22 protein-coding genes are annotated in these 21,748 nt (G+C 70.3%); 14 read left to right on the top strand and 8 right to left on the bottom strand.

Annotation, left to right across the window (positions count from 1 at the left end; all coding sequences use genetic code 11):
* Positions 1-33: 33 nt before the first annotated feature.
* The 6 genes from ACTMTI_RS19270 to ACTMTI_RS19245 all read left to right on the top strand — a co-directional run bounded on the left by ACTMTI_RS19270 (position 34) and on the right by ACTMTI_RS19245 (position 5,614).
* The gene (locus ACTMTI_RS19270) at positions 34-1,014 is read left to right on the top strand and encodes a substrate-binding domain-containing protein (RefSeq protein ID WP_441121775.1); all 981 of its coding nucleotides are present in this window, start codon (positions 34-36) and stop codon (positions 1,012-1,014) included.
* The gene (locus ACTMTI_RS19265; RefSeq protein ID WP_441121774.1) at positions 1,011-2,042 is read left to right on the top strand and encodes an ABC transporter permease; all 1,032 of its coding nucleotides are present in this window, start codon (positions 1,011-1,013) and stop codon (positions 2,040-2,042) included. The genes ACTMTI_RS19270 and ACTMTI_RS19265 overlap by 4 nt, the downstream gene beginning before the upstream one ends.
* Positions 2,039-2,794, top strand: coding sequence for an ATP-binding cassette domain-containing protein (locus tag ACTMTI_RS19260; protein ID WP_441121773.1), 756 nt, complete (start codon positions 2,039-2,041; stop codon positions 2,792-2,794). Before ACTMTI_RS19265 ends, ACTMTI_RS19260 begins: the two co-directional genes overlap by 4 nt.
* Positions 2,795-2,902: 108 nt before the next feature.
* Complete coding sequence (locus ACTMTI_RS19255) at positions 2,903-3,859, top strand: alpha/beta hydrolase (protein WP_441122096.1); 957 nt, start codon at positions 2,903-2,905, stop codon at positions 3,857-3,859.
* Between the two features lie 218 nt (positions 3,860-4,077).
* A complete protein-coding gene (locus ACTMTI_RS19250) occupies positions 4,078-4,920 on the top strand; it encodes a metallophosphoesterase family protein (RefSeq protein ID WP_441121772.1) in 843 nt (280 codons plus the stop codon).
* A gap of 73 nt (positions 4,921-4,993) precedes the next feature.
* Positions 4,994-5,614, top strand: a complete 621-nt coding sequence (locus ACTMTI_RS19245; RefSeq protein WP_441121771.1) for a YigZ family protein — start codon at positions 4,994-4,996, stop codon at positions 5,612-5,614.
* Here the strand turns inward: ACTMTI_RS19245 and ACTMTI_RS19240 are convergent, their stop codons facing one another.
* Positions 5,615-6,844 (bottom strand): isochorismate synthase, encoded by a 1,230-nt coding sequence (locus ACTMTI_RS19240; protein WP_441121770.1) that lies wholly within the window; start codon positions 6,842-6,844, stop codon positions 5,615-5,617.
* Positions 6,845-7,062: 218 nt separating this feature from the next.
* On the opposite strand from ACTMTI_RS19240, the gene ACTMTI_RS19235 reads away from it, so the two are divergent.
* Positions 7,063-7,896, top strand: coding sequence for a GDSL-type esterase/lipase family protein (locus tag ACTMTI_RS19235; RefSeq protein WP_441121769.1), 834 nt, complete (start codon positions 7,063-7,065; stop codon positions 7,894-7,896).
* Positions 7,897-7,923: 27 nt separating this feature from the next.
* Here the strand turns inward: ACTMTI_RS19235 and ACTMTI_RS19230 are convergent, their stop codons facing one another.
* Positions 7,924-8,637 (bottom strand): HNH endonuclease family protein, encoded by a 714-nt coding sequence (locus ACTMTI_RS19230; protein ID WP_441121768.1) that lies wholly within the window; start codon positions 8,635-8,637, stop codon positions 7,924-7,926.
* Positions 8,638-8,710: 73 nt separating this feature from the next.
* On the opposite strand from ACTMTI_RS19230, the gene ACTMTI_RS19225 reads away from it, so the two are divergent.
* From ACTMTI_RS19225 to ACTMTI_RS19215, 3 genes are all read left to right on the top strand, one after another.
* Entirely contained in the window at positions 8,711-9,172 is a 462-nt protein-coding gene (locus tag ACTMTI_RS19225; RefSeq protein ID WP_441121767.1) for a fluoride efflux transporter FluC, read from the top strand.
* On the top strand, positions 9,169-9,528 hold the full coding sequence (locus tag ACTMTI_RS19220) for a fluoride efflux transporter FluC (protein WP_441121766.1): 360 nt from the start codon (positions 9,169-9,171) through the stop codon (positions 9,526-9,528). Before ACTMTI_RS19225 ends, ACTMTI_RS19220 begins: the two co-directional genes overlap by 4 nt.
* A 75-nt stretch (positions 9,529-9,603) precedes the next feature.
* On the top strand, positions 9,604-10,524 hold the full coding sequence (locus ACTMTI_RS19215) for a S1C family serine protease (protein ID WP_441121765.1): 921 nt from the start codon (positions 9,604-9,606) through the stop codon (positions 10,522-10,524).
* Here ACTMTI_RS19215 and ACTMTI_RS19210 read toward each other — a convergent pair.
* The 5 genes from ACTMTI_RS19210 to ACTMTI_RS19190 all read right to left on the bottom strand — a co-directional run bounded on the left by ACTMTI_RS19210 (position 10,505) and on the right by ACTMTI_RS19190 (position 18,621).
* On the bottom strand, positions 10,505-11,815 hold the full coding sequence (locus ACTMTI_RS19210) for a glycosyltransferase family 4 protein (protein WP_441121764.1): 1,311 nt from the start codon (positions 11,813-11,815) through the stop codon (positions 10,505-10,507). The genes ACTMTI_RS19215 and ACTMTI_RS19210 overlap by 20 nt on opposite strands.
* Before the next feature lie 159 nt (positions 11,816-11,974).
* Positions 11,975-15,088: a S41 family peptidase gene (locus ACTMTI_RS19205; protein ID WP_441121763.1), complete on the bottom strand. Its 3,114-nt coding sequence runs from the start codon at positions 15,086-15,088 to the stop codon at positions 11,975-11,977.
* 222 nt (positions 15,089-15,310) lie between these two features.
* The gene (locus ACTMTI_RS19200) at positions 15,311-15,436 is read right to left on the bottom strand and encodes a hypothetical protein (protein ID WP_441121762.1); all 126 of its coding nucleotides are present in this window, start codon (positions 15,434-15,436) and stop codon (positions 15,311-15,313) included.
* 89 nt (positions 15,437-15,525) lie between these two features.
* Positions 15,526-17,388: a GTP-binding protein gene (locus ACTMTI_RS19195; protein ID WP_441121761.1), complete on the bottom strand. Its 1,863-nt coding sequence runs from the start codon at positions 17,386-17,388 to the stop codon at positions 15,526-15,528.
* A gap of 201 nt (positions 17,389-17,589) precedes the next feature.
* Entirely contained in the window at positions 17,590-18,621 is a 1,032-nt protein-coding gene (locus ACTMTI_RS19190) for an Rv2578c family radical SAM protein (protein ID WP_441121760.1), read from the bottom strand.
* A 134-nt stretch (positions 18,622-18,755) separates the two neighbouring features.
* Here ACTMTI_RS19190 and ACTMTI_RS19185 point away from each other — a divergent pair, with 134 nt between their 5' ends.
* Positions 18,756-19,022: a DUF3040 domain-containing protein gene (locus ACTMTI_RS19185; RefSeq protein ID WP_441121759.1), complete on the top strand. Its 267-nt coding sequence runs from the start codon at positions 18,756-18,758 to the stop codon at positions 19,020-19,022.
* On the opposite strand, the gene ACTMTI_RS19180 is transcribed toward ACTMTI_RS19185, so the two are convergent.
* The gene (locus ACTMTI_RS19180; RefSeq protein ID WP_441122094.1) at positions 18,982-19,398 is read right to left on the bottom strand and encodes a ChbG/HpnK family deacetylase; all 417 of its coding nucleotides are present in this window, start codon (positions 19,396-19,398) and stop codon (positions 18,982-18,984) included. The two genes, ACTMTI_RS19185 and ACTMTI_RS19180, sit on opposite strands and share 41 nt — an antisense overlap.
* A 22-nt stretch (positions 19,399-19,420) precedes the next feature.
* Here ACTMTI_RS19180 and ACTMTI_RS19175 point away from each other — a divergent pair, with 22 nt between their 5' ends.
* The 3 genes from ACTMTI_RS19175 to ACTMTI_RS19165 all read left to right on the top strand — a co-directional run bounded on the left by ACTMTI_RS19175 (position 19,421) and on the right by ACTMTI_RS19165 (position 21,419).
* Positions 19,421-19,693: a hypothetical protein gene (locus ACTMTI_RS19175; RefSeq protein ID WP_441121757.1), complete on the top strand. Its 273-nt coding sequence runs from the start codon at positions 19,421-19,423 to the stop codon at positions 19,691-19,693.
* Positions 19,694-20,018: 325 nt separating this feature from the next.
* On the top strand, positions 20,019-20,396 hold the full coding sequence (locus ACTMTI_RS19170) for a hypothetical protein (protein ID WP_441121756.1): 378 nt from the start codon (positions 20,019-20,021) through the stop codon (positions 20,394-20,396).
* Between the two features lie 468 nt (positions 20,397-20,864).
* On the top strand, positions 20,865-21,419 hold the full coding sequence (locus tag ACTMTI_RS19165; RefSeq protein WP_441121755.1) for an EF-hand domain-containing protein: 555 nt from the start codon (positions 20,865-20,867) through the stop codon (positions 21,417-21,419).
* Positions 21,420-21,748: the final 329 nt, after the last annotated feature.

Genomic DNA, 21,748 nt, shown 5'->3' with positions numbered 1-21,748 from the left:
CCAGGCCAAGCCCGTTGGTCTTGGAGGTGTCCTATGCGACGTATCCCGATCGTGCTGGCCCTGCTCGGCGCTCTCGCCGTGACCGGCTGCTCCTCCTCCGGAGGGCAGACCGCGCAGAGCGCCCCGCCCGCTTCCTCCCCGGCTCAAGCCGGGAGCGGCGCCGGTTTCGCCGTCATCACCCATGGAGCCCCGGGGGACTCCTTCTGGGACGTGGTCAAGAACGGCGCCGAGGCCGCGGGCAAGCAGTACGGGGTGAAGGTCACCTACCAGGGCGACGGCGACCCCGCCAAACAGTCACAGCTCATCGACCAGGCCGTCTCCGAGAAGGTGGACGGCATCGTGGTCTCCATGGCCAACCCCGACGCGCTGAAGGAGGCCATCGGCAAGGCCGTCGCGGCGAAGATCCCGGTGGTGACGATCAACTCGGGCGCAGACTCCTCCAAGGCGTTCGGCGCCATCACCCACGTCGGCCAGTCCGAGGACGTGGCCGGGCGCGGCGCGGGCGAGCAGCTCAAGGCCGCCGGCGTCACCAAGCTGCTGTGCGTCATCCACGAGGCCGGCAACGTCGGGCTCGACCAGCGCTGCAAGGGCGCGGAGCAGACGCTGGGCGGGACCGTGGAGCGGCTGCAGGTGGACGTCAGCAACCTGGCCGACGTCACCTCCAAGGTCACCGCCAAGCTCCAGTCGGACAAGCAGGTCAACGGCGTGCTGGGGCTCAACCCGGCCGTCGCGATCGCCGCCAGGGACGCGATCAAGGACTCGGGGTCGCAGGCGAAGCTGGGGACGTTCGACCTGTCGGGTGACGTCGTGGACGCGATCAAGGCAGGGGAGATCCTGTTCGCCGTGGACCAGCAGCAGTACCTGCAGGGCTACCTGCCGATCACGTTCCTCAACCTGTACAAGGGCAACCTCAACACCGTCGGCGGCGGCCTGCCCGTCAACACCGGGCCCGGGTTCGTGACCAAGGACAACGCCGAGCAGGTGGCCAAGCTGGCCGAGGCGGGCACCCGATGACGATGACGGCCGACGAGCGGGTCGCCCACGTCGGGCCGGCCCGCCGCCTGCTGATCCGGCCGGAGCTGGGCGCGGTGGTCGGACTGGTCGCGGTGTTCGCGTTCTTCGCCGCGCAGTCGCCGGTGTTCCGGTCGCCGGCCGGCATCGCGAACTGGCTCGACCCGGCCGCCACGCTCGGCATCATGGCGGTCGCGGTCGCGCTGCTGATGATCGGCGGCGAGTTCGACCTGTCGGCGGGCGTGATGACCGGCACGAGCGGCCTGATCCTCGTCACGCTGGCCACCCGCTTCGGCTTCAACGTGTGGCTCGCCATGCTCGTGGGCCTGGTCGTGGCGCTGGCCGTCGGGCTCGCGAACGGCCTGGTCGTGACCCGCACCAAGCTGCCGAGCTTCATCGTCACGCTCGGCACGTTCCTCATGCTGCAGGGCATCAACCTCGGCGTCACCAAGATGATCACCGGGTCCGTGCAGGTCAGCGGCCTGCGCCGGGCCGACGGGTTCGAGAGCGCCAGCGCGATCTTCGCCGGGACCATCCAGATCGGCGGGACCTCGTTCCGGGTGGCGATCCTGTGGTGGATCCTGGTCACCGCGGTGGCCACGTGGGTGCTGATGCGCTCCACGGCCGGTAACTGGATCTTCGCGGTGGGCGGCAACGAGCAGGCCGCCCGCGCGGTCGGCGTTCCGGCCGCCGGTACGAAGATCGCCCTGTTCATGACGACGGCGGTCGCCGCCTGGCTGGTCGGCTCGATCCTGGCGCTGCGATACACCTCCGTGCAGGCCAACATCGGCATCGGGCAGGAGTTCATCTACATCATCGCCGCCGTGATCGGCGGCTGCCTGCTCACCGGCGGGTACGGCTCCGCCGTCGGAGCCGCCATCGGCGCCGTGATCTTCGGCATGGCCGACAAGGGCATCGTGTTCCTGGGCTGGGACGCCGACTGGTTCAAGTTCTTCCTCGGCGCGATGCTGCTGCTGGCCACGCTGGCCAACCACCTGGTCCGGCGCTACGCCGAGGAGGTGCGACATTGATTCTCGAGACCCGGGGCATCGGCAAGACGTTCGGCTCGGTGCTGGCGCTGCGCGAGGTGTCGATGGGCGTGGCGGCGGGCCAGGTCACCTGCGTGCTCGGCGACAACGGCGCGGGCAAGTCCACGCTCATCAAGATCCTCGCCGGGGTGCACCAGCACGACGCGGGCACGCTCCTGGTGGACGGCTCGCCGGTGCGCTTCGCCGGCCCGCGCGACGCGCTCGAGCGCGGCATCGCCACCGTCTACCAGGACCTGGCGATGATCCCGCTCATGTCGGTCTGGCGGAACTTCTTCCTCGGCTCCGAGCCGCGCAAGGGCCTGGCCTTCGACGTGCACCAGGCCCGCCGGGTGGCCCGCGAGGAGCTGCGCGCGATGGGCATCGACATCCGCGATGTGGACCAGCCCGTCGGCACGCTGTCCGGCGGGGAACGGCAGTCGGTGGCCATCGCCAGGGCCGTCTACTTCGGCGCCCGCGTCCTCATCCTCGACGAGCCCACCTCCGCTCTCGGGGTCAAGCAGGCCGGCGTGGTGCTGCGCTACATCGCCAGGGCCCGCGACCGGGGGCTCGGCGTGGTCTTCATCACCCACAACCCGCATCACGCCTACCCGGTGGGGGACCGGTTCCTGCTGCTCAACCGGGGGACCACCCTGGGCGAGTACGCCAAGGCCGACATCACCCCGCAGGAGCTGACCGCGCTCATGGCGGGCGGGGCGGAGCTGGAGGAGCTGGCACACGAGCTGCAGCGGGAGTGAGCGGCTTGAGCGGGATTTGACGGTTCCGGGCGGTCCCCTGGAGGTGCGGAAAGGCACAAACACCTCGGAGCGCCGTACGCCGAGGAGCCGGGGGACACCGTGACCACGATGATCAAGAAGGTCGTGCTGGAGCAGGCGGCCCAGGAGTTCGCCGAGGCCACCGCCAAGCGCCCTTTTGTCTACGAGCTCCCGCCGGAACAGGGGCGGGAGGTGCTGGAGCGGCTCCAATCCAACCTCAAGGTGTCCATGCCGGACATCGACGAGGAGTGGATCCAGGTCCAGGGCGGGCCGACCGGGCTGGTGCCGGTGCGGATCGTCAAGCCGAAGGGTGCCACGGGGACGCTGCCGGCGATCTTCTATATCCACGGCGCCGGCTGGGTGTTCGGCTCCGCGCACACGCACGACCGGCTGGTGCGCGAGCTGGCCACCCGCTGCGGCGCCGCCGTGGTCTTCCCGGAGTACGACCGCGCGCCCGAGGCGAAGTACCCCGTCCAGATCGAGCAGAACCACGCCGCGGCCCGGTGGGTGATGGAGCACGGCGGGGAGAAGGGACTCGACGCGGATCGGATGGCGGTATGCGGGGACTCCGTCGGCGGCAACATGGCCGCCGTGCTGGCGCTGACGGCCAAGGAGCGCGGCGACGTGCGGCTGCGGGGCCAGGTGCTGTTCTACCCGGTCACGGACGCCCGCTTCGACACCGACTCCTACCAGCGCTTCGCCACCGGCTACTACCTCAGCCGCGACGGCATGAAGTGGTTCTGGGACCAGTACACGACCGACCCGTCCCAGCGGGCCGAGAGCCACGCCTCGCCGCTGCGGGCGCGTGCGGAGGAGCTGCGCGACCTGCCGCCGGCGCTGGTGCTGAACGGCGAGGCGGACGTGCTGTGCGACGAGGGCCAGTTGTACGCTGCGCGGCTGCGGGAGGCGGGCAACGACGTGACGTCGGTGCGGCTGGCCGGGATGATCCACGACTTCGCCATGCTGAACGTGCTGCGCGACACGAACGCGTACAAGGCCTCCATGGAGCTGGCCACGGCCATGCTGCGGCGGTGGCTGAGTTCCTGATCTACAATGTAAAGGCGCCCGATCGGTGGATGCCGCTCCCTGGGCCGTTATTACGTCCATGCGCCGACGTGAAGGCCCGGCGGGCGCGGCCCGCCGGGCGGCCCGTTCGACCGGATGCCGCTCATCCGTGGGTACGGATCTTCGCGCCGGTGCCGCTGGAGACGATGCTGTGCTGAGCCGGGCGTGTCATGCTCGTAGCATCCGGAAGGAGATACGCCTTGACCGAGGACGGCTCCGAGAACAGGTTGCTGGCCGTCAGTGACCTGCACGTCTCCTATGCCGAGAACCGCGCCATCGTGCAGGAGCTGAAACCCGTCACGCCGGGGGACTGGCTGCTGGTGGCCGGGGACGTCGGCGAGCGGCTGGAGGACATCGCCTGGGCGCTGGGCCTGCTGGCCGGCCGCTTCGAGCGGGTGGTCTGGACGCCGGGCAACCACGAGCTGTGGACGCCGCCGGGGGACCCGCCGGAGCTCAAGGGCGTCGCCCGCTACGAGCACCTGGTGAGCATGTGCCGGAACCTGGGGATCGTCACCCCGGAGGACGCCTACCCGCTCTGGGAGGGGCCCGGCGGGCCGGTGCGGATCGTGCCGCTCTTCCTGCTGTACGACTACACGTTCCGGCCGCCCGGCATCCCCACGAAGGAGGCGGCGCTCGCCTACGCCCACAGCACCGGCGTGGTGTGCACCGACGAGCACCTGCTGCATCCGGACCCGTACCCGAGCCGTGAGGCGTGGTGCCAGGCGCGGGTGGCGCTGACCGAGCGGCGGCTGGCGGAGCTGGACGACGTGCCGGTGGTGTTCGTCAACCACTACCCGCTGGTACGCGAGCCGACGGACGTGCTGTGGTATCCGGAGTTCGCCCAGTGGTGCGGGACCGTGGCCACCCGGGACTGGCACAGGCGCTACCCGACGGCGGCGATGATCTACGGGCACCTGCACATCCCGCGCGTCACCTGGTACGACGGGGTGCGCTTCGAGGAGGTGTCGCTCGGCTATCCCCGGGAGTGGAAGCGCCGGCCAGGGCCGCGCACGCTGCTGCGCGACGTGCTGATCGAGGGTTAGGACATCGTGGCCGCGCCGCCGCCGGCGATATCGGCTCCGATGGCGGCGGCGGCGAGGGCATACGCTGACGCATGTGCCAGTCCCGTACCTCACCCTTGAGACCACCGTCGAGCACGAGACCGAGGTGCGGCGATCGCGTTTCATCTGCGCGCTCGCGCCCGCGCGCAGCGTCGAGGAGGCGGCGGCGTTCATCGCCGCGCGCCGCAGCCGGTACGCGGACGCCACGCACAACTGCACCGCCTACGTCATCGGGGAGCGTGTGCAGAAGGGCGACGACGACGGCGAGCCGGGCGGCACCGCGGGCACGCCCATGGTGCAGGCCCTGGTGGGCAGGGGGTTCAGCGACGTGGTGGCGGTGGTGACCCGCTATTTCGGCGGCGTCCTGCTGGGCGCGGGCGGGCTGGTGCGCGCCTACGGGTCGGCGGTGACCGAGACCCTGGACCGGGCCGAGCCGGTGCGCATGGTGCCGGCCAAGCTGGTCGCCGTCGCGGTGGCGCACGACCAGGCCGGCCGGGTGGAGAACGACCTGCGTGCCTCCCGCCACGCGGTCCGCGAGGTGACGTACGCGAGCGAGGTCACCTTCATCGTCGCGGTGGGCGCGGACGAGGTGGCGAAGTTCGCCGACTGGGTGGCCACGCTGACGGCCGGCCGGGCGCGGGTGACCCTGGGCGACGACATCCACGTGCCGGAATGATCACCCCTCCAGGGCGTACTGCATGACGCGGAACTTGGCCTGCGCCTCGGCCAGCTCGGCGGCCGGGTCGGAGTCGCCCATGATGCCGCCGCCGGCGAACAGCCGGACGCGGCGGCCCTGTACGAGCCCGGAGCGCAGCGCGATGCCCCACTCGCCGTCGCCGTGGGCGTCGATCCAGCCCACGGGGCCGGCGTACCCGGCCCGGTCCATGCCCTCCAGTTCGCGGATGACCTTGATCGCGGTGTCCGTCGGGGTGCCGCCGACGGCCGCGGTGGGGTGCATGGCGGCGACCACGTCGAGCACCGACGCCCCGTCGGCCAGCCGGCCGCTGACGTGGCTGGCCAGGTGCTGCACGTTGGGCAGCACCAGCAACTCCGGAACGTCGGGGGTGCGCAGCGACGAGCACAGCGGGGCCAGGGCCTGGCGGACGGAGGCGATCGCGCACTCGTGCTCGTGCCGGTCCTTGTGCGAGGCGAACAGCGCGGCGCCGCGGGCGACGTCGTCGGCCGGGCCGGTGCCGCGCGCGGTCGTCCCGGCCAGCACCAGCGACTCGATCTCCTGGCCGGTGCGCCGGATCAGCAGCTCCGGGGTGGCGCCGACCAGGCCCGCGACCGAGAACGTGTAGCACTCGGGGTAGCGGCGGGCCAGCCGGGCCAGCAGCAGCCGCACGTCGATGGGGCGCTGGGCGGTGGCGACGAGGTCGCGGGCGAGCACCACCTTCTCCAGCTCGCCGGCGCGGATGCGGCGGGCGGCGCGGGCCACGACGTGCTCCCACTCGGGCGCGGTGAGGCTGCCGTCGCCGTAGCTGATCCGGCCGGGCTCACGGATGGGGGAGAACGTCCCCAGCGGCGCGTCGCCGATGGTGGTCAGCCAGGCGTGGCCGTCGCGGCGGGCCAGCACGGTCTGCGGCACCACCAGCACCGAGCCGCGGGCGTTCTCGTCGAAGGTGAAGCTGCCGAAGGCGACGGGACCCGAGCCGGGCGTGCGTACGGCGTCGTCGATGTGGGCGTCGCCGAAGACGTCCGCGAGCCACTGGCGTGCCCAGGCGAACCTGCCCGGACCCGGGGGTACGCTCACCTTGGCGGCCTCGCCCCAGCCGACGAGTCCCTCGCCGTTCCTGACCCAGGCGTAGGGTGCCGTCCTGGGCAGGGAAGCCAGCAGGTCACCGGGGTCGCCGACGGGGGCGGTGCGAACCGGCAGCGGGCGGGTTGTTCCGAGCGCGACACTCACCCAAGACATGCTATGCGGGATCTGAACACGTTCGACTGGGACCCCCGTGAATGCGTGGTTACGGCCAACGAACTAGGAAAAAACCGGACGTCAGGGTGCTTTAGTTGCAACCTGATCACCTTCGGCCTGTCAAGCGGCCATATGAAGTCGGTCCTGAAATGGCAGACCTGGCTCTGACGTCATGGCAGACCCGTGATCGGCTCTCTACCTTTGGGTCCATGATCGCTCGCCTGGGCCCCGTCATCGCCGCCGTGGTCGTCCTTTCCGGTTCCGGTACGGCGCAGGCCGCCGCCGCCCAGCCCGTACCCGAGATCATGGCCGCGCTCGGCGACTCGATCACCACCGGGTTCAACGCCTGCGGCTGGTACGTCTCCTGCGTCTCCCGCTCCTGGTCCGCCGGCGACCACCAGGAGGTGACCAGCCACTACCTGCGCCTGCAACGGCTGTCGGGAACGCTCCACAAGCACAACCTCAACTTCGCCGCCCCCGGCTCCACCAGCGCCGACCTCCTCGGCCAGGTACGCCAGGCGGTCGCCGCCAAGGCCGACTACGTGACGATCCTCGTCGGCGCGCAGGACGCCTGCACCCGCACCGAGCAGGCGATGACGCCGGTGCAGACCTACCGGCGGCGCATGGACGCGGCACTGGCCGAGCTGCGCGCCGGCATGCCGCGGGCCAGGGTGCTCATCGCCAGCATCCCCGACCTGCGCAGGCTGTGGCAGGTGGGCAAGGGCAACCCCCTGGCCAGGACGTTCTGGACGCTGGGCCGCATCTGCCCCACGATGCTGGCCGACCCGATCTCCACCAAGCGGGCCGACACCGAGCGCCGGGCCAGGGTGCGGGCGCGGGTGATGGCCTACAACCGGGCCGCGGCCGAGGCGTGCGCCGCGTACGGCCCCGCCTGCCACACCGACGGCGGCGCGGTGTTCGCCTATCCGTTCACCCTCGACCACGTCAGCAAGTGGGACTACTTCCACCCCAGCGCGGCCGGGCAGCGGGTGCTGGCGGAGCGGACGTTCACGAACGGCTTCGACTGGATCGACCCGCGCTGACGCGGCGGCACGCGGGCGGGCCGCCCGCTAGCGGCACTGGGCGAGCATCGCCTTCTTGTCGGCCGCGGTGACCGGCACGTTGTACTTGAAGGCGACCTGCGCGAACCGGGTGACGTACGCGCAGCGGATGCGCCGCTGCGGCGGCAGCCAGCTCGCCGGTCCCGAGGCGTCCTTCTGCTCGTTGGCCTCGCCGTCCACCGGCAGCAGATTGAGCGGGTCGTTGGCGAAGTCGAGCCGCTTGGACATGGTCCAGCGCGGCGCGCCCATGCGCCAGCCGTAGTTCAGCGGCACCACGTGATCGACCTGCACCTCGCCGGCGTTGTCCTTGTGCCAGGAGATCGTCCTGCCGGTGTAGGGATCCTCCAGCGTCATCGACACGACCTCGCAGCTCGATCCCGCGCGGTAGACGACGTCCTGGCCGTCGCGGGCCAGCAGGTCGTCGCGGGTACGGCAGCCGTTGCGCGCGTACGGCACCCCGCTCGAGGTGTCGGCCCAGTTCTCCCCGTACCGGGTGCGCTCGTAGCCGGTGTTGGGGCCGAAGCCCTTGACGCGCAGCCGCTGGATGAGGTCGCGTGCGCGGGCCTTGTCGGCGTCGGAGATGATGGGGGCCAAGCCGGGTAACGTGCCGCTGACGTTGCCCAGCGGGCTGGCCGCGGTGGCCGGCGGGGTCTTGGCGGTGCCGAGGAAGGAAACGGCGATGATGGCTCCCGCGAGAAGGGCGATGGCGTCCTTCGTGCTCACGCAGTCCTCCGTGGGGGTCCATGTTGTCTAGAGAAATTCCCGGCATCGACTGTTTTGACACGGGGAGGGTTATGTGACTGATCGTCCGATCGACCCTGACGTCGATCTCCATGTCCCCGTGCAGCGCGCGGAGCTGCACTGGCCGGTCCTGGCGGCCATCGCGGCCGGGGGCGCGCTCGGCGCGCTGGCGCGCTACGGCGTGCAGTCGGCGCTGCCCGCCGGTCCGGCCGGCTTCCCGTGGGCGACGTTCTGGATCAACGTGTCGGGCTGCCTGCTGATCGGGGTGCTCATGGTGATGATCACCGAAGTGCGGCAGGCGCACCGGCTGACGCGGCCGTTCCTCGGGGTGGGGGTGCTGGGCGGGTACACGACGTTCTCGGCGTACGTGGTCGACATCCAGCGGGTGCTGGCGGCGGGGGCGCCGGTGACGGCGCTGGCGTACCTGGCGGGGACCATGGCGGCGGCGCTGGCGGCCGTGGTCGCCGGGATGTGGCTGACCAGGCTGGTCGCCGGGGTGCGGGCGGGCGCCCGATGACGGCGCTGCTGATCGTGGTGGGGGCGGCGGTCGGGGCGCCGCTGCGCTACCTGGCCGACCGCGCGGTGCAGGCGCGGCACGACACGGTGTTCCCGTGGGGGACGCTGGCGGTCAACGTGGCCGGCTCCGCGCTGCTGGCCTTCCTGGCCGCGCTGCCTGCCGGGCATGGCGTGATGGCGCTGGCGGGGACCGGGTTCTGCGGGGCGCTGACGACGTACTCGACGCTGGGATACGAGACGGTGCGGCTGATGGAGGAGGGGGCGCGCTTCCACGCGGTGGCCAACGCGGTGGCCAGCATCGTGGCGGGGCTGGGCGCGGCCTCCTGCGGGCTCGCCTTGGCGCAGGCCTTGACCTGACCGACGCGAGCCGTCACCGGCGCGCAGGACCCTGGCCGGAGTTAACGTAATCCTGTAAGCAAAGGAGTGCACGTGATGGCGGATCCCCTCGACGCCTACTCGCGCGTCGTCTCTTCCGTGGCGGCCGAGTTGCTGCCGAAAGTGGCCGGCGTACGGGCCGGTCGGGGCAGCGGGTCCGCGGTGGTGTTCACCGCCGACGGCTTCCTGCTGACCAACGCGCACGTGGTCGGTTCCTCCCGCGCCGGCACGGTCGCGTTCGGCGACGGCACCTCGGGGGACTTCGTCGTGGTCGGCCGCGACCCGCTCTCGGACCTGGCGGTGATCAGGGCGCAGACGGCCACGCCCGAGCCGGCGGTGCTCGGCGACAGCGACGAGCTGGTCGTGGGGCAGCTCGTGGTGGCCGTGGGCACGCCGCTCGGGCTGGCCGGGTCCGTGACGGCCGGCGTGGTGTCGGGCCTGGGCCGGTCGCTGCCCGCGCGCAGCGGCTCCAACGTGCGGCTGATCGAGGACGTGATCCAGACCGACGCGGCGCTCAACCCCGGCAACTCCGGCGGGGCGCTGGCCGACTCCCAGGCGCGGGTGGTCGGGATCAACACCGCCGTGGCCGGGATCGGCGTGGGGCTGGCCGTGCCGATGAACAGCACGACCCGCGCCATCATCGCCGCGCTGATCAGGGACGGCCGGGTCAGGCGGGCGTTCCTGGGGCTGGTGACCTCGCCCGCGCCGCTGCCCGAGCACCTGCGGCGGCGTACCGGGCAGGACGGGGCGCTGCGCGTGGTCGAGGTGGTGCCGGGCTCGCCCGCGCACCGGGCCGGGCTGCGCGGCGGCGACCTGGTGCTGAGCGCGGGCCGCAACCCGGTGGCCGACGCGCAGAGCCTGCAGCGGCTGATGTTCGCCGACGCGATCGGGCGGCCGCTGCCGATCACCGTCTACCGCAACGGCGCCCTCGTCGACGTCATCGCCGAGCCGGTGGAGCTCACAGGCTCTGGGGTGTGATCCCCGAGCCGGCTTCAACCGCTGGAGGCTGGGGGCGGACGTACGTCCCGTTGCGGCGGGCCAGCAGCTCGGCCAGCAGCGCGTCCCACTTCTCGCCGATCGCGTCCACGTCGTACGTCCGGGCGGTCTCCAGCGCCCGGGCGGCCAGGTCGCGGCGCAGCTGCTCGTCCTCGATGACCCGGATGATCGAGGCGGCGAGGTTGGCGTTGGTGCGCGGCTTGACCAGCAGCCCGTCCACCTCGTTCGTGATCATTTCCTTGGGGCCGTGCGGGCTGTTGAAGCTGACGATCGCCAGCCCCTTGGCCATCGCCTCCAGGATCGTCATCGGGAAGCCCTCGTGACGGGAGCTGAGCACGTAGATCGACGCCTGCTCCAGCTCGGCGCCCACGTCGGACGTCGGCCCGGGCAGCTCGACCTTGCCCTCGAGCCCGGCGTCCTTGATCTGCTGCGCCAGGTTCTCCTCCTGGGGGCCCGCGCCGAAGATGCGCAGCTTCCAGTCGGGATGGGCGGCGGCGACCGTCTCCCAGGCGGTGATGAGCCGGTGGAAGCCCTTGATGCGGGTCATCCTGCCGACCGCGATGGCCACCTTGGCGTCGAGCTTGGACACCTCCCCCGACATCGGCGGCACGGCGTTGGGGATGCGGACCAGCTTCTTCGGCTTCTTCGGCAGTGTCTCGCGGTAGTCGCGCAGGTCCGCCTTGGTGAGCGTGGCCAGGGCGTCGAGGCGGCGGTAACGCCACTTGATCAGCTCCTGCATCGGCTCTGACTGGGTGCGCAGCGCCACGTGCTCCTGCCCGATCGTGATGACGCTCGGCAGCGCCAGCTGGGCCATCGCCAGGTTGAGCCCGGGACGGGTGGCTATCAGCACGCCGGTGTCGAGGGAGCGGATGTAGCGGGCCAGCTTGAGGTCGGTCCACAGGTTGAAGCGGTGGTAGGCCGACTCCTCCTTGGGGATGAGCTTGCTGGGCATCTTCGACAGCACCGCGCGCAGCGGGTCAGGGCTGGGGTCCAGCCGGTCGTCGAGGAAACGGAACTTGACCCGCGGGTCGATCGGGAAGAACGGCTCCTCGGCCTCCTTGAGGATGCTCACGATCTCGACGTCGTGCTCCCTGGCCAGGTAGCTGGCCAGGTTGAACACGGTCCTGATCGTGCCGCCCATGCCGTTGGCATGCAACAGCAGGATGCGGACCTGCTTGATCGAGGGAGGCGGCGCCTTGCGCACCTTGCGCCGGTTGTATCCCCGATAGAGCCGGACAACAGCCGACTTTCCCTTGCGTGCCAGTGCGCGCACCTGACAGGTCCCCTCTTGTGCTGGAAGAAGTCAACAACACACGTGGCCGATAGTAGGAAATATCCCCCTACCACCGGCCATTGTCTCGCGTTGGCGGAGTGCACAATTCATCCCCTGTGTGCTAACCCCGCCTATGATCATTAGACGCCTGAAATCTCACTAAGGTTGCATACGCGGCCGATGTGTCGGATCGGGAGTATGCGGCGGCCGCTCGGCCAGAAGAGCGAGCGCGGCGTCGATGGCCCTCTCGAGCTGCGTGTCCACGCCCCTGGCGTAGTCCTGCGGGGTGATATCGACCTCGATGTCGGGATCGGTGCCGTAGTTCTCCACCTGCCAGCCGACGTCGTCGAAGGCGAAGGAAAACTCCGGCTGCGTGGTCACGGTGCCGTCGGCGAGCTGATGCCGCGGCCAGATGCCGATGACGCCGCCCCAGGTGCGCTTGCCGACCAGCGGGCCCAGCTCGAGCAGCTTGAAGGTGTGGCTGAAGATGTCGCCGTCGGAGCCCGCCCACTCGTTGGTGATGGCCACCAGCGGCCCGCGCGGCGACTCCGGCGGATACGGCTCCGGCGCGCCCCACCTCGGATAGTCGTAGCCGAGCCGGCGCCTGGCCAGCTTCTGCAGGAGCAGCGCCGACACGTGCCCGCCCCCGTTGAAGCGCACGTCCACGATGAGCGCGTGCCGGTCGTACTCGGCCAGGAACCCCCGGTGGAACTCGCCGAACCCGTCCGCGCCCATGTCCGGCACGTGCAGGTAGCCGACCCGGCCGCCGGAGCGCTGGTGGCACCGGGCGCGGTTGAGGTTGACCCAGTCGCGGTAGCGGGCCGGCTGCTCGTCGGCGAGCGCCTTCGCGGTGACCGTGAAGACCCGCTCGCCGCGGCGCAGGGTCAGCTCCACCTCTTCGCCGGCCAGGTTGACCAGGCGCTCGTTGGGGGTGGCCACCGCGCCGATGGGCGCGCCGTCGATCGCCAGGACCGCGTCGCCCGGACGTACGTCGAGGCCGAGCCGGTTCAGCGGCGAGGTCGCCTCCGGATCCCACGGGTCGCCGGTCACGATCGCGCGGATGTGATAGACGCCGTCGCGATAGTCCCAGTCCACGCCGAGCTTTCCCTGGCTGTAGTCGGGTCCGGGGCGGTATTCGCCGCCGCTCTCGAAAGCGTGGCTGGTGGCCAGCTCGCCGTGCAGCTCCCACAGCAGGTCGGAGAACTCGCCCCGGGTCGTGACCCGGTCCACCAGCGGCTGGTAGCGGTCGTAGACGGCATGCCAGTCCACGCCCGACATGTCCTCGCTCCAGAAGTTCTCCAGCTGCAGCCGCCACGCCTCGCGGAACATCTGCCGCCACTCGGCCTCCGGGCTCACCGACACCTTGATGCGCGACAGGTCGATCCACCCGCTCTCGCGCCCCGGATGATCGTCGTGACCGTCCGGCGCCTCGCCCGCCTTGACCACCCGCAGCCGGGAGCCGGCCCGGTACAGCAGCGTCTTGCCGTCGCGGCCCAGCTCGAAGTCCGTGACGCCGTCGGCGAACGTCTCGCTCTCGTCCTTGGCGAAGTCGTACAGGCGCAGCGTGTTCTCGCCCTCCGTGTGGCTGGCGAGGATCAGCGCCTTGCCCTTCAGCCCGGCCACCCGCTCGTAGCGCCCCTCGGGCAGCGGGAAGGCGGTGACGCGGCGGGCCAGCCCGTCCAGGTCCACCCGCAGCGGCTCCGGCTCCTCGCCGTCGTCCTCGTCCTCCTTGTGCTCCAGCGGGCGCGGCGCGGGCACGAACGGGTCCGGCACGTCCGCGCGCAGCGCCACCGCGTACGGCCGGGTGCCCAGCGGGAAGCCCAGGTCGAACTGGAGCTGGTCGTAGACGGGGGAGAAGGTGCGCTGGCCGATGAAGTACAGGTAGCGGCCCTGCGGGTCGAAGGCCGGCATCGAGTCATGGAGCACCGGCTCCGTGACCTGGACGGTCAGCCCGGTCTCCGGCCGGTGCAGCTTGATCGCGCTGGTCTGGGAGTTGAGCGGGGAGGAGTAGGCCAGCCACTGCCCGTCGGGCGACCAGGCGGGATCCTCCGGCGGGCCGTGCGGGTTGGCCTCGACCAGCGTGGAGCCGCCCGTGGCCAGGTCGAGCAGGTGCAGCTCGTGACGGTGGTTGATGACGGCCACCCGGTCGTGCGCGGGATCGGGGACGAGCGTGTTGACCCGGCCCAGCCTGGCCACCTCCGTGCCGGGGCCGCCCGCGCGCCCTTCGAGGATCACCAGCCGCTCCTCGTCACCGTCGTCGCTGGCCGCCGCGATCAGCCGCAGGCCGTCGTTGAGCCAGGTCAGGAACCGGTAGCGGACGCCGTCCTGGGCGCCGTACTGGTGTACCGGGCCCTCCCAGCCGGCCATCGCGTACGCCTTGCCGCGCGCCGTGATCGCCAGCGCGCTGCCGTCGGGGCTGAGCGTGGCGCTGTCGAGGTAGTCGGCGGCCTCGACGAACCTGCGGTTGCGCTGCGTCCGCGAGCTGGCCAGCCGCACGTCCAGGCGGCGCGCCCGCGCGCCGGGCTCCAGCAGGTACAGGTCCGCGCCCGCGTGATACACCAGCCGGTGCCCGTCGCCGGACAGGTTGCGCGCGTAGTAGTCCTCGTGGTGGGTGTGCTTGCGCAGGTCCTGGCCGTCGGGAGTGCACGAGTAGACGTTGCCGACGCCCTCGTGGTCGGAGATGAAGCACACCCGGCCGTCGCTCCAGCAGGGCGAGGCCAGGTTGCCGGGCAGCCTGATCAGCCGCTGGAATTCACCGTCGCCGCGCGGGTCGATCCACAGGTCGCCGACCGTGCCGCCGCGGTAGCGCTTCCACCGGGCCGGGTCGGCGGTGTTGCGGCCGAGCAGGATCATGCCGTCGGGGCCGTACGCGATCGAGTTCGCCGGTCCGTACGGCAGCCGCTCCGGCACCCCGCCGGGCGCGACCCGGTGCAGCCATTTGCGGCCGTCGAACGGCTGGGACTGGTCGCTGGCGTACAGGATGCGGCCTTCGGGGTCCCATCCGGTCACCGTGCAGCGGGCGCCGTGGAAGGTCACCCGGCGGGCCGCGCCGCCGTCGGCCGGCATGACGTACACCTCTTCCGGGCCCTCCTCTCGGCCGACGAACGCGAGCTGGTCGCCTCGCGGCGAGATGCGCGGATAGCCGGCCTCGGCGAGCCCCGCGGTCAGCCGGAACGCCCGTCCGCCCTGGGCGGAGACCATCCAAAGGTCGTCCTCGGCGGCGAAGACGACGACGTCCTGGAAGACGGCGGGAAAGCGCAGGTAGGCCGGCATGAGAGCAACTCCACGGTCGATCGGGCAGCCGGGCACGGCACTTCGGCGAGCCGGGCCCGGCCCACCTGTCCGATCCTGTCACCGGCCACCCGCCACCCCTTACCGGTGTCCCGCCCTCGGCACCAGACCAGGCGCCGGGGACCCGGCCTCCGGCGCCTGATCGTCCTCACCCGGGTGGGCAGCCGGAGCGCGGCCCCGCGGCTGCCCGCTCGTCCCCCCGGGTCACTCTTCTTCGTCCGTGGTCTTCCTGGTTTCCTTCTTCGTTTCCTTGGCCTGCCGGCTGCTCTTGATGGCTTGTTTCTTCGACTTGCCGGACTTGGCGTTGGGTTTCTTCTTCGTGTCTGCCATCGAAATATCCCCCCTGTACGGACGTGGCACACCGCATTGGTGCACCACGCTCGTTAATACCCATCTAGCACTAAAACCCCACATATCGCCTATCGGGTGGGGCGGTCGCCCGACGGCTCGGACCACCACGCGCCCTCGCCGTGCGACAAGCCGGGCAGCCGCTGCTCGAACTCGTGCACGACGGACGCCGGTATCTCACCCGTCAGCACCCACGTGTCGCCGCGCCTGACCGTGCCGTCCAGCTCGCCGCCGAATGCCGCCAGCGCGCCCGTCACCGCGCCGAACGCCTCCAGCGGCACCTCGACCTCGAAGCGGTGGCACGGCTCGTACACCGTGGTGCCCGCCCGGCGCAGCGCCTCCATCAGCACGATCGGGGTACGGCCGCGGAAATCGGCCGCGACGGTCCCCGCAGCGTCATAGCCGGTCCGGGTCAGCGTCACCATGACATCGGTGACCGGCCACCCGTGGGGACCCTCGCGCAGGGCCAGCCGCACGCTCTCCTCGATCGCCCGGTGAAAGGCCTGCGGCAGCGACCCGAGATCCACCTCCAGCCGGTAACCGGCACCCGAACCCGGCGCGGCCGGCTCGACCCGCAGGCCGACCGTGGCCATGAACTCGTTGCGGCCGTGGCGCCGGATCTCCTCGACGGCCTCGCCGGTGCCGGACGGGCGCTCGAAGTAGATGGGACGGCTCGGCTCGAACACCGCCTCGACGCCGAACTCCCTGGCCAGGGTCTCGCCGATGACCTCCTTCTGCACCTCCCCGTACAGCAGGACCGACGTCTCGCCGCCGGCCAGCGTACGGGTGCCGATCAGCGGGTCCTGCTCGGCGAGCGTGACCAGGGCGGCGTGCAGGCGCGGCTCCTGTCCGGGGACGCGCGGGCGGACCACCGTCTCGAGGCTGGGCGGGCTGAAGTGGGCCTGCCCGTCCGGTCCCGGCTCGCCCACGTGGTCGCCCACACGGATCTCCGGCACGCCCCACACCTTCACGATGTCGCCCGCCACCGCCTCTCGCTGCTCCGGCGAGCCGGCGACGGCCAGCGCCGTCAGCCGCCCGTCGTAGGCATGCTGCCTGCGGTAGAAGGGGAGGTGCTCGCGGGCTCGCAGCACGCCCGCGCGTACCCGCAGGTAGGCGACCTTCTCGCCGGAGGGCGCCCGCTCGATCGCGAACACGCTCGCCCGCACCGCCTCCCCGCTCTCGCGGTCCGCGGACCTGCGGACGGCGGGGAGCAGCGCGATGCCGTCGAGGAGGTCCGCCACCCCCTGCCCGGTGATCGCCGAGCCGTACAGCACCGGATGCGCCACCCCGTCGGCGCACTGCCGGGCCAGCGCCGTGCGTACCTGCTCCAGGTCGGGCGTCTTCCCGTCGACGAGCAGCTCCAGCAGCCCGTCGTCGCGCTCGGCCAGCACCTCGGCGGCCTCCTCCACCCCCGGCGACGGGAGGCCCTGGGTGGTGGCGGCCGCGCAGCCGATGTCGCGCACGGTGTTGAGCGCGACGCTGTACGGCGAAAGCCGCCGCCGGATGTCGGCCAGCACCTCCCGCTCTCCGGCCCCGGCCCTGTCGATCTTGTTCACGAAGATCAACGTGGGCAGGCGCAACCTGCGCAGGGTCTTCATCAGGACCCGCGTGTGCGGCTGTACGCCCTCGACGGCCGACAGCACCAGCACGGCGCCGTCGAGCACCCCGAGCGCCCGCTCCACCTCGGCCACGAAGTCGGCGTGGCCGGGCGTGTCCACCAGGTTGACCCGCAGGTCACCCAGCGTGAAGGAGGCGACGGCGGCGCGGATGGTGATGCCGCGGCGGCGTTCGATCTCGCCGCGGTCGGTTTGCGTGCTGCCCTCGTCGACGCTGCCGAGCCGGTCGATGACGCCGGTCTCGTACAGCAGCCGCTCAGTGAGGCTGGTCTTGCCCGCGTCTACGTGCGCGAGGATGCCGATGTTCAGGATGTGCATGCGTGGTCGAGCCCTCGAGAACTCTCGTGCCAATGGGGCGCTGGGAGATTCCGAGGCGGCGCCGCATCACATGCTCCTGGTTGGTCGGCCGGCAGGTCCCGGTCATCCTGCCACCGGCGTACGGGCCCGGGCCAGCGATTTATCCACCGGCGCGTCGCGCGCCTGCACCCGCCGCACTCGACGCGGGCGGGCTGTCACGGGTCACAGCAGCCGGAGCTGCTCCGGGGCGGCCGGGCCTGGAGCGCGGCGGGGTGGGAGGCGGCGGGCCATGGCAGGGGTGGCGCGGCCCACGCCGTGGCGCTCGGCCAGCTCCTTGACCTGGGCCGTGATCCGCTGCTGGTAGGCCTTCGGCGCATAGGCGCCCCGGCCGTACAGCTCCAGGTAGCGCGGCACCAGCCGCGGATGCTCGCGCGACAGCCACTCCAGCCACCACTCCCGCGCCCCCGGCCGCAGGTGCAGCACGATGGGGGACAGATGGGTGGCGCCCGACTCGGCGATCTCCTTGACGGTGCGCTCGAGCTGGGCGGGGGAGTCGGTGAGGTACGGCAGGATCGGCGCCATCAGCACGCCGCACGCGATCCCGTTGTCGTTGAGCGTCGCGCACACCTCCAGCCGCCTGCGCGGATTGGGCGTGCCCGCCTCGACCGCCCGCCACATCCCCGGGTCCACGAACCCGACCGACACGCTGGCGCTCACTTCGGTCACGCCTGCCGCCTCGGTCAGCAGGTCGAGGTCGCGCAGGATCAGCGTGCCTTTGGTGAGGATCGAGAACGGGTTGGCCGCGTCGCGCAGGGCCGCCAGGATGCCGCGCATCAGCCGATAACGGCCTTCGGCGCGCTGATAGCAGTCGACGTTCGTACCCATGGCCACGTGGTGACCGCCCCAGCGGGGCGAGGCCAGCTCCTTGCGGGCCAGCTCGGCGGCGTTGACCTTGACGACGATCTTGGAGTCGAAGTCCGCTCCGGCATCCAAATCAAGATATTCGTGAGTTTTACGGGCAAAACAGTAGATACAGCGATGACTGCAGCCGCGGTAGGGGTTGATCGTGTACTCGAACGGCACCCGGCTCGCGGCCGGCACGCGGTTGATGATGGACCGGGCCCTGATCTCGTAGAACGTCATGCCCTTGAATTCGGGCGTGTCGAACGTACGGGTCACCGCGCCGCGGGCGAACAGCGGCACGGCGGGATCGTCCTGACCTGGGCCGGTCAGCCGCAGGTTGTCCCAGCGCATCCCATGATTAGAACAAAAGTTCGATCTTGATCGCAACCTCAAAAGAGGGTGCAATTACCTGGTCAGCCCGCGGCTAATGATCTTCAGGGTTGGGCAGAAAGAGGCCACAGAGCTTGCGTTCCGGAGGTGCACCCATGGCCTGGTCGCAGGACGAGGAGCGGATGCTTGCTCAGATTGAGCAGCACCTCGTCGACGACGATCCGCGACTCGTCGCCCGGCTCGAGTCGTTCAACGCGCGGGTCCGTCGCAGCGAGGAGAGGTCCAAGGGGCAGCTCGGCGGCAGGCGCCGGCCGCGCCGCTCGACGGTCATCATCCTGATCAGCTGGCTGCTCATCGCCACGCTGGTCGCCACACTCCTGATCATGGTTCTCCGTCACGACGCCGCTGCCCTGGCGTTCTGAGTCTCACCGCGCGGTCCAGGCTCGACGGACCGTCTCGTGGCCGATCGCGGTGATCCCTGCAGCACCTCCTGAGCCGGATCGAGCCAGGCTCGCACCGCCACGGCCGTGCTCGTCGGCCAGGGGCCACGGTCAGCTCGAAGACGTCCTCGCGCCCGCCGTCGGCCAGGCAGTGCCAGTCCAGGTGGGCCGGGGCCGGGGCCGGCCCGGCGTCGAGCACGGCGCGGGTCTGTGCGCGGAACTCGATCTCGATCTCGTCCAGCCGGGCGTGCGCCAGCAGTTCGGGAATGCGGTCGCGAGGGTAGAGTCCGCCCGTCTCGTCAAGCAGCGAGGGCACCCGCGCCTTGTCCGCCGGCGGCCCCCACGGCCGTCCCGGCAGCTCGCAGACCAGCGTCAGGTGAATGCCGAATCTCCGGCCGTTCGCGCACCAGGTCCATGGCGTGGCCGGCGGCCGGGCACGGCGCCATCAGGCTGCAGGAGATCACGTCAGGGGAAATAAGTGGGTTGCCAACAAGCCGTCCAAAGTCACCAATGGGCAGGCCGGTTCTGAGTTCCCCCAAGGTCGTAAATTTTTTCAGACCGACCCGACGCGACTGAAGGAGTTCAATAATGCCATCGCTAAAACGATGCAGACCGAGGCGGTCAAAGGGCATAACGGGTCAAGAATTCCGTGAACGACCCGGGGCAGGACCGCAACCCGAACGCGAAGCATTATCATGTTCCGGGGCAGACCGGAAGCCGCCGGGCTTCCTTCGCGGCATGATCGGGGCCAAGCAATAAGATAGGCGTCCTGGGCGGTCTGCCCTTCGTGCTCACCGGTGCGGCCTGCGCCGCCGATCCTCAATGTACGGATGACTGCCTCCGCGAAGAGTATGGGCTACACCATCCGTCGGAAGTGGTTGCATGATGGCTCTGCACTCGGAATGGGCTTGCGCATCGGAATGAGGCCTCCTTGACCTATCACTTCAGTGCTCGCCGAATATTCCCTCAGGGATGGCCATGAATGAATTTGATCTCGACCGGTTTGTAACCCTGGAAGAACTTATCGAGCGGACTCGGGAGATCCTCTGGAAGATGCCCTCTGCGCGGCGATTCATTCAGGCGCTCGACGCGGAGGCCGAGGAAGACGGATCGGACGTCCACATGTTCGACTATCTGCTCGAGGTCGTTACCGAGGTGTTTGGGCCAGCAGTAGAGGAGGACGACAAGGACCTTATCAAGTCCTTCTTCGTCATCTGCGAAGAGCTTCTCGGCATGAACAGCAGCCTCCTCAGGGAAAAGGTCGACGATCTCGTGGCAAAGATGCTCATTCGATATTATCCTCACCTTATTTCACAGAGCGGCCCGCAGCTACAGAAACTCATCGCCACTCACTGAGATGATCCAGAGCCCCAGCAATCCGGCCATGGCCCGGAAGCCGCCACCGCCATGGGGATGTCGCGAGCGCGCTTCAACCCGTCGGGTCACAGCGCGGCTCGCTGGCGTCACCGGGGACTGTACGGTCTTCTGCCACAGGGCCGATCACTGGACAGGCCCTGGTCTCCCGCAGCGGGTGCGAGCGGGCGGTGACCATGGCGACGAGCGGGATCCGGGAGCGGTGCCGCTCGGCGATCCGCCCCGTTCGTGAAGCTGGACAACAGCGGTCGCCTGCGCGGCACCTCAGGGTCATACGGCTGTGTCGCTGCGGCTAGTGCTGCATTGACCTGGTAATACTACGCTCTGCAGTTAGTCAATCACCGTAAAGGGTTGGGGTAGCGATCGACGTGGGACAGCTGGCCCGCTCCTCCTGGGCGTGGACACGCCAATGCACGGATCCCCCTGACCGTAGCTCGCGGAGGCGTACACATGTCCCAGGAATTGCTCGAGGCGAACCTCATCGGCGTGTTCACCGTGCTCGACACCGACGGCGATGGCCACATCACCGTCGCCGACTTCACCGAGAAAGCCGATCAACTGTGCGCCGCCTACTCGCTCGAAGCGCAGTCCCCACACCACACCGCGATGCAGCGGGCCTACGCCGCCTGGTGGGAGCAGATCCGCCGGGGCGCCGACAGCGACGGCGACGGAAGGGTGAGCCAAGCGGAGTTCGTCGCGGCGATCCGTTCGGGCACTGCTGCCGACCCGGGTTATCTCCAGACCGTCGACGGGGTGTGCCACGCCGTCTTCGACAGCTCCGACGGCGACGGCGACGGCCGTATCTCGCGGGAGGAGTTCGAGCGTATCTACGGGGCGGTGGACATGCAGGCCGACGTCACGCGAGTAGCCTTCGACCATCTGGACACCGACGGGGATGGCGTGATTTCCCGTGAGGAGTTCGTGGCGGGCGTACGTGCCCTGCTGACCAGTGCGGACCTGAGCCAGCCCGGCACCTGGATGGTGGGCGAGACCGGCGTCCGCTGAATGTTGCCCATGCGACTGAGCTGAGCCGGCCTGCCGCGCGGCAGGCCGGCCCAGAAGGACGTCTTCTGCACTGAGGGTGATCTGTTCAAGATCTTTACGTTGCCTCCGGCTTCACGCGGGGCCCATCTGGATCGCCCGGCCGCCGCCATCCGGATCAGGCTGGCGAGCAGAGCCTGAACTCTGGCTACCTGTTCCAGTGGCCGTGGGCCACCATGACCTACATCGCCGACCTCCCATACCGGGGCCCGTTCGCGTCGAGGAAACCGAGCGTCGACGGTGCCACCGTCACCGAATCCTGATCCCATTCCCCTCTGCACCACGTGGGTGGC

It is taken from the genome of Nonomuraea sp. H19, from assembly GCF_052068215.1.
Classification (GTDB): Bacteria; Actinomycetota; Actinomycetes; order Streptosporangiales; family Streptosporangiaceae; genus Nonomuraea.
Note: the sequence above shows the minus strand (reverse complement) of the source record. Positions and strands in the feature narration are given on the sequence as shown.

What these genes read in the sequence shown, in the direction of transcription:
- ACTMTI_RS19255 (WP_441122096.1), top strand. Translation starts at nt 2,903, where the DNA reads ATGATCAAGAAGGTCGTGCTGGAGCAGGCGGCCCAGGAGTTCGCCGAG.
- ACTMTI_RS19220 (WP_441121766.1), top strand. Translation starts at nt 9,169, where the DNA reads ATGACGGCGCTGCTGATCGTGGTGGGGGCGGCGGTCGGGGCGCCGCTG.
- ACTMTI_RS19215 (WP_441121765.1), top strand. Translation starts at nt 9,604, where the DNA reads ATGGCGGATCCCCTCGACGCCTACTCGCGCGTCGTCTCTTCCGTGGCG.
- ACTMTI_RS19165 (WP_441121755.1), top strand. Translation starts at nt 20,865, where the DNA reads ATGTCCCAGGAATTGCTCGAGGCGAACCTCATCGGCGTGTTCACCGTG.
- ACTMTI_RS19200 (WP_441121762.1), bottom strand. Translation starts at nt 15,436, where the DNA reads ATGGCAGACACGAAGAAGAAACCCAACGCCAAGTCCGGCAAGTCGAAG.
- ACTMTI_RS19265 (WP_441121774.1), top strand. Translation starts at nt 1,011, where the DNA reads ATGACGATGACGGCCGACGAGCGGGTCGCCCACGTCGGGCCGGCCCGC.
- ACTMTI_RS19270 (WP_441121775.1), top strand. Translation starts at nt 34, where the DNA reads ATGCGACGTATCCCGATCGTGCTGGCCCTGCTCGGCGCTCTCGCCGTG.
- ACTMTI_RS19175 (WP_441121757.1), top strand. Translation starts at nt 19,421, where the DNA reads ATGCCGAATCTCCGGCCGTTCGCGCACCAGGTCCATGGCGTGGCCGGC.
- ACTMTI_RS19205 (WP_441121763.1), bottom strand. Translation starts at nt 15,088, where the DNA reads ATGCCGGCCTACCTGCGCTTTCCCGCCGTCTTCCAGGACGTCGTCGTC.
- ACTMTI_RS19235 (WP_441121769.1), top strand. Translation starts at nt 7,063, where the DNA reads ATGATCGCTCGCCTGGGCCCCGTCATCGCCGCCGTGGTCGTCCTTTCC.
- ACTMTI_RS19170 (WP_441121756.1), top strand. Translation starts at nt 20,019, where the DNA reads ATGAATGAATTTGATCTCGACCGGTTTGTAACCCTGGAAGAACTTATC.
- ACTMTI_RS19190 (WP_441121760.1), bottom strand. Translation starts at nt 18,621, where the DNA reads ATGCGCTGGGACAACCTGCGGCTGACCGGCCCAGGTCAGGACGATCCC.
- ACTMTI_RS19185 (WP_441121759.1), top strand. Translation starts at nt 18,756, where the DNA reads ATGGCCTGGTCGCAGGACGAGGAGCGGATGCTTGCTCAGATTGAGCAG.
- ACTMTI_RS19195 (WP_441121761.1), bottom strand. Translation starts at nt 17,388, where the DNA reads ATGCACATCCTGAACATCGGCATCCTCGCGCACGTAGACGCGGGCAAG.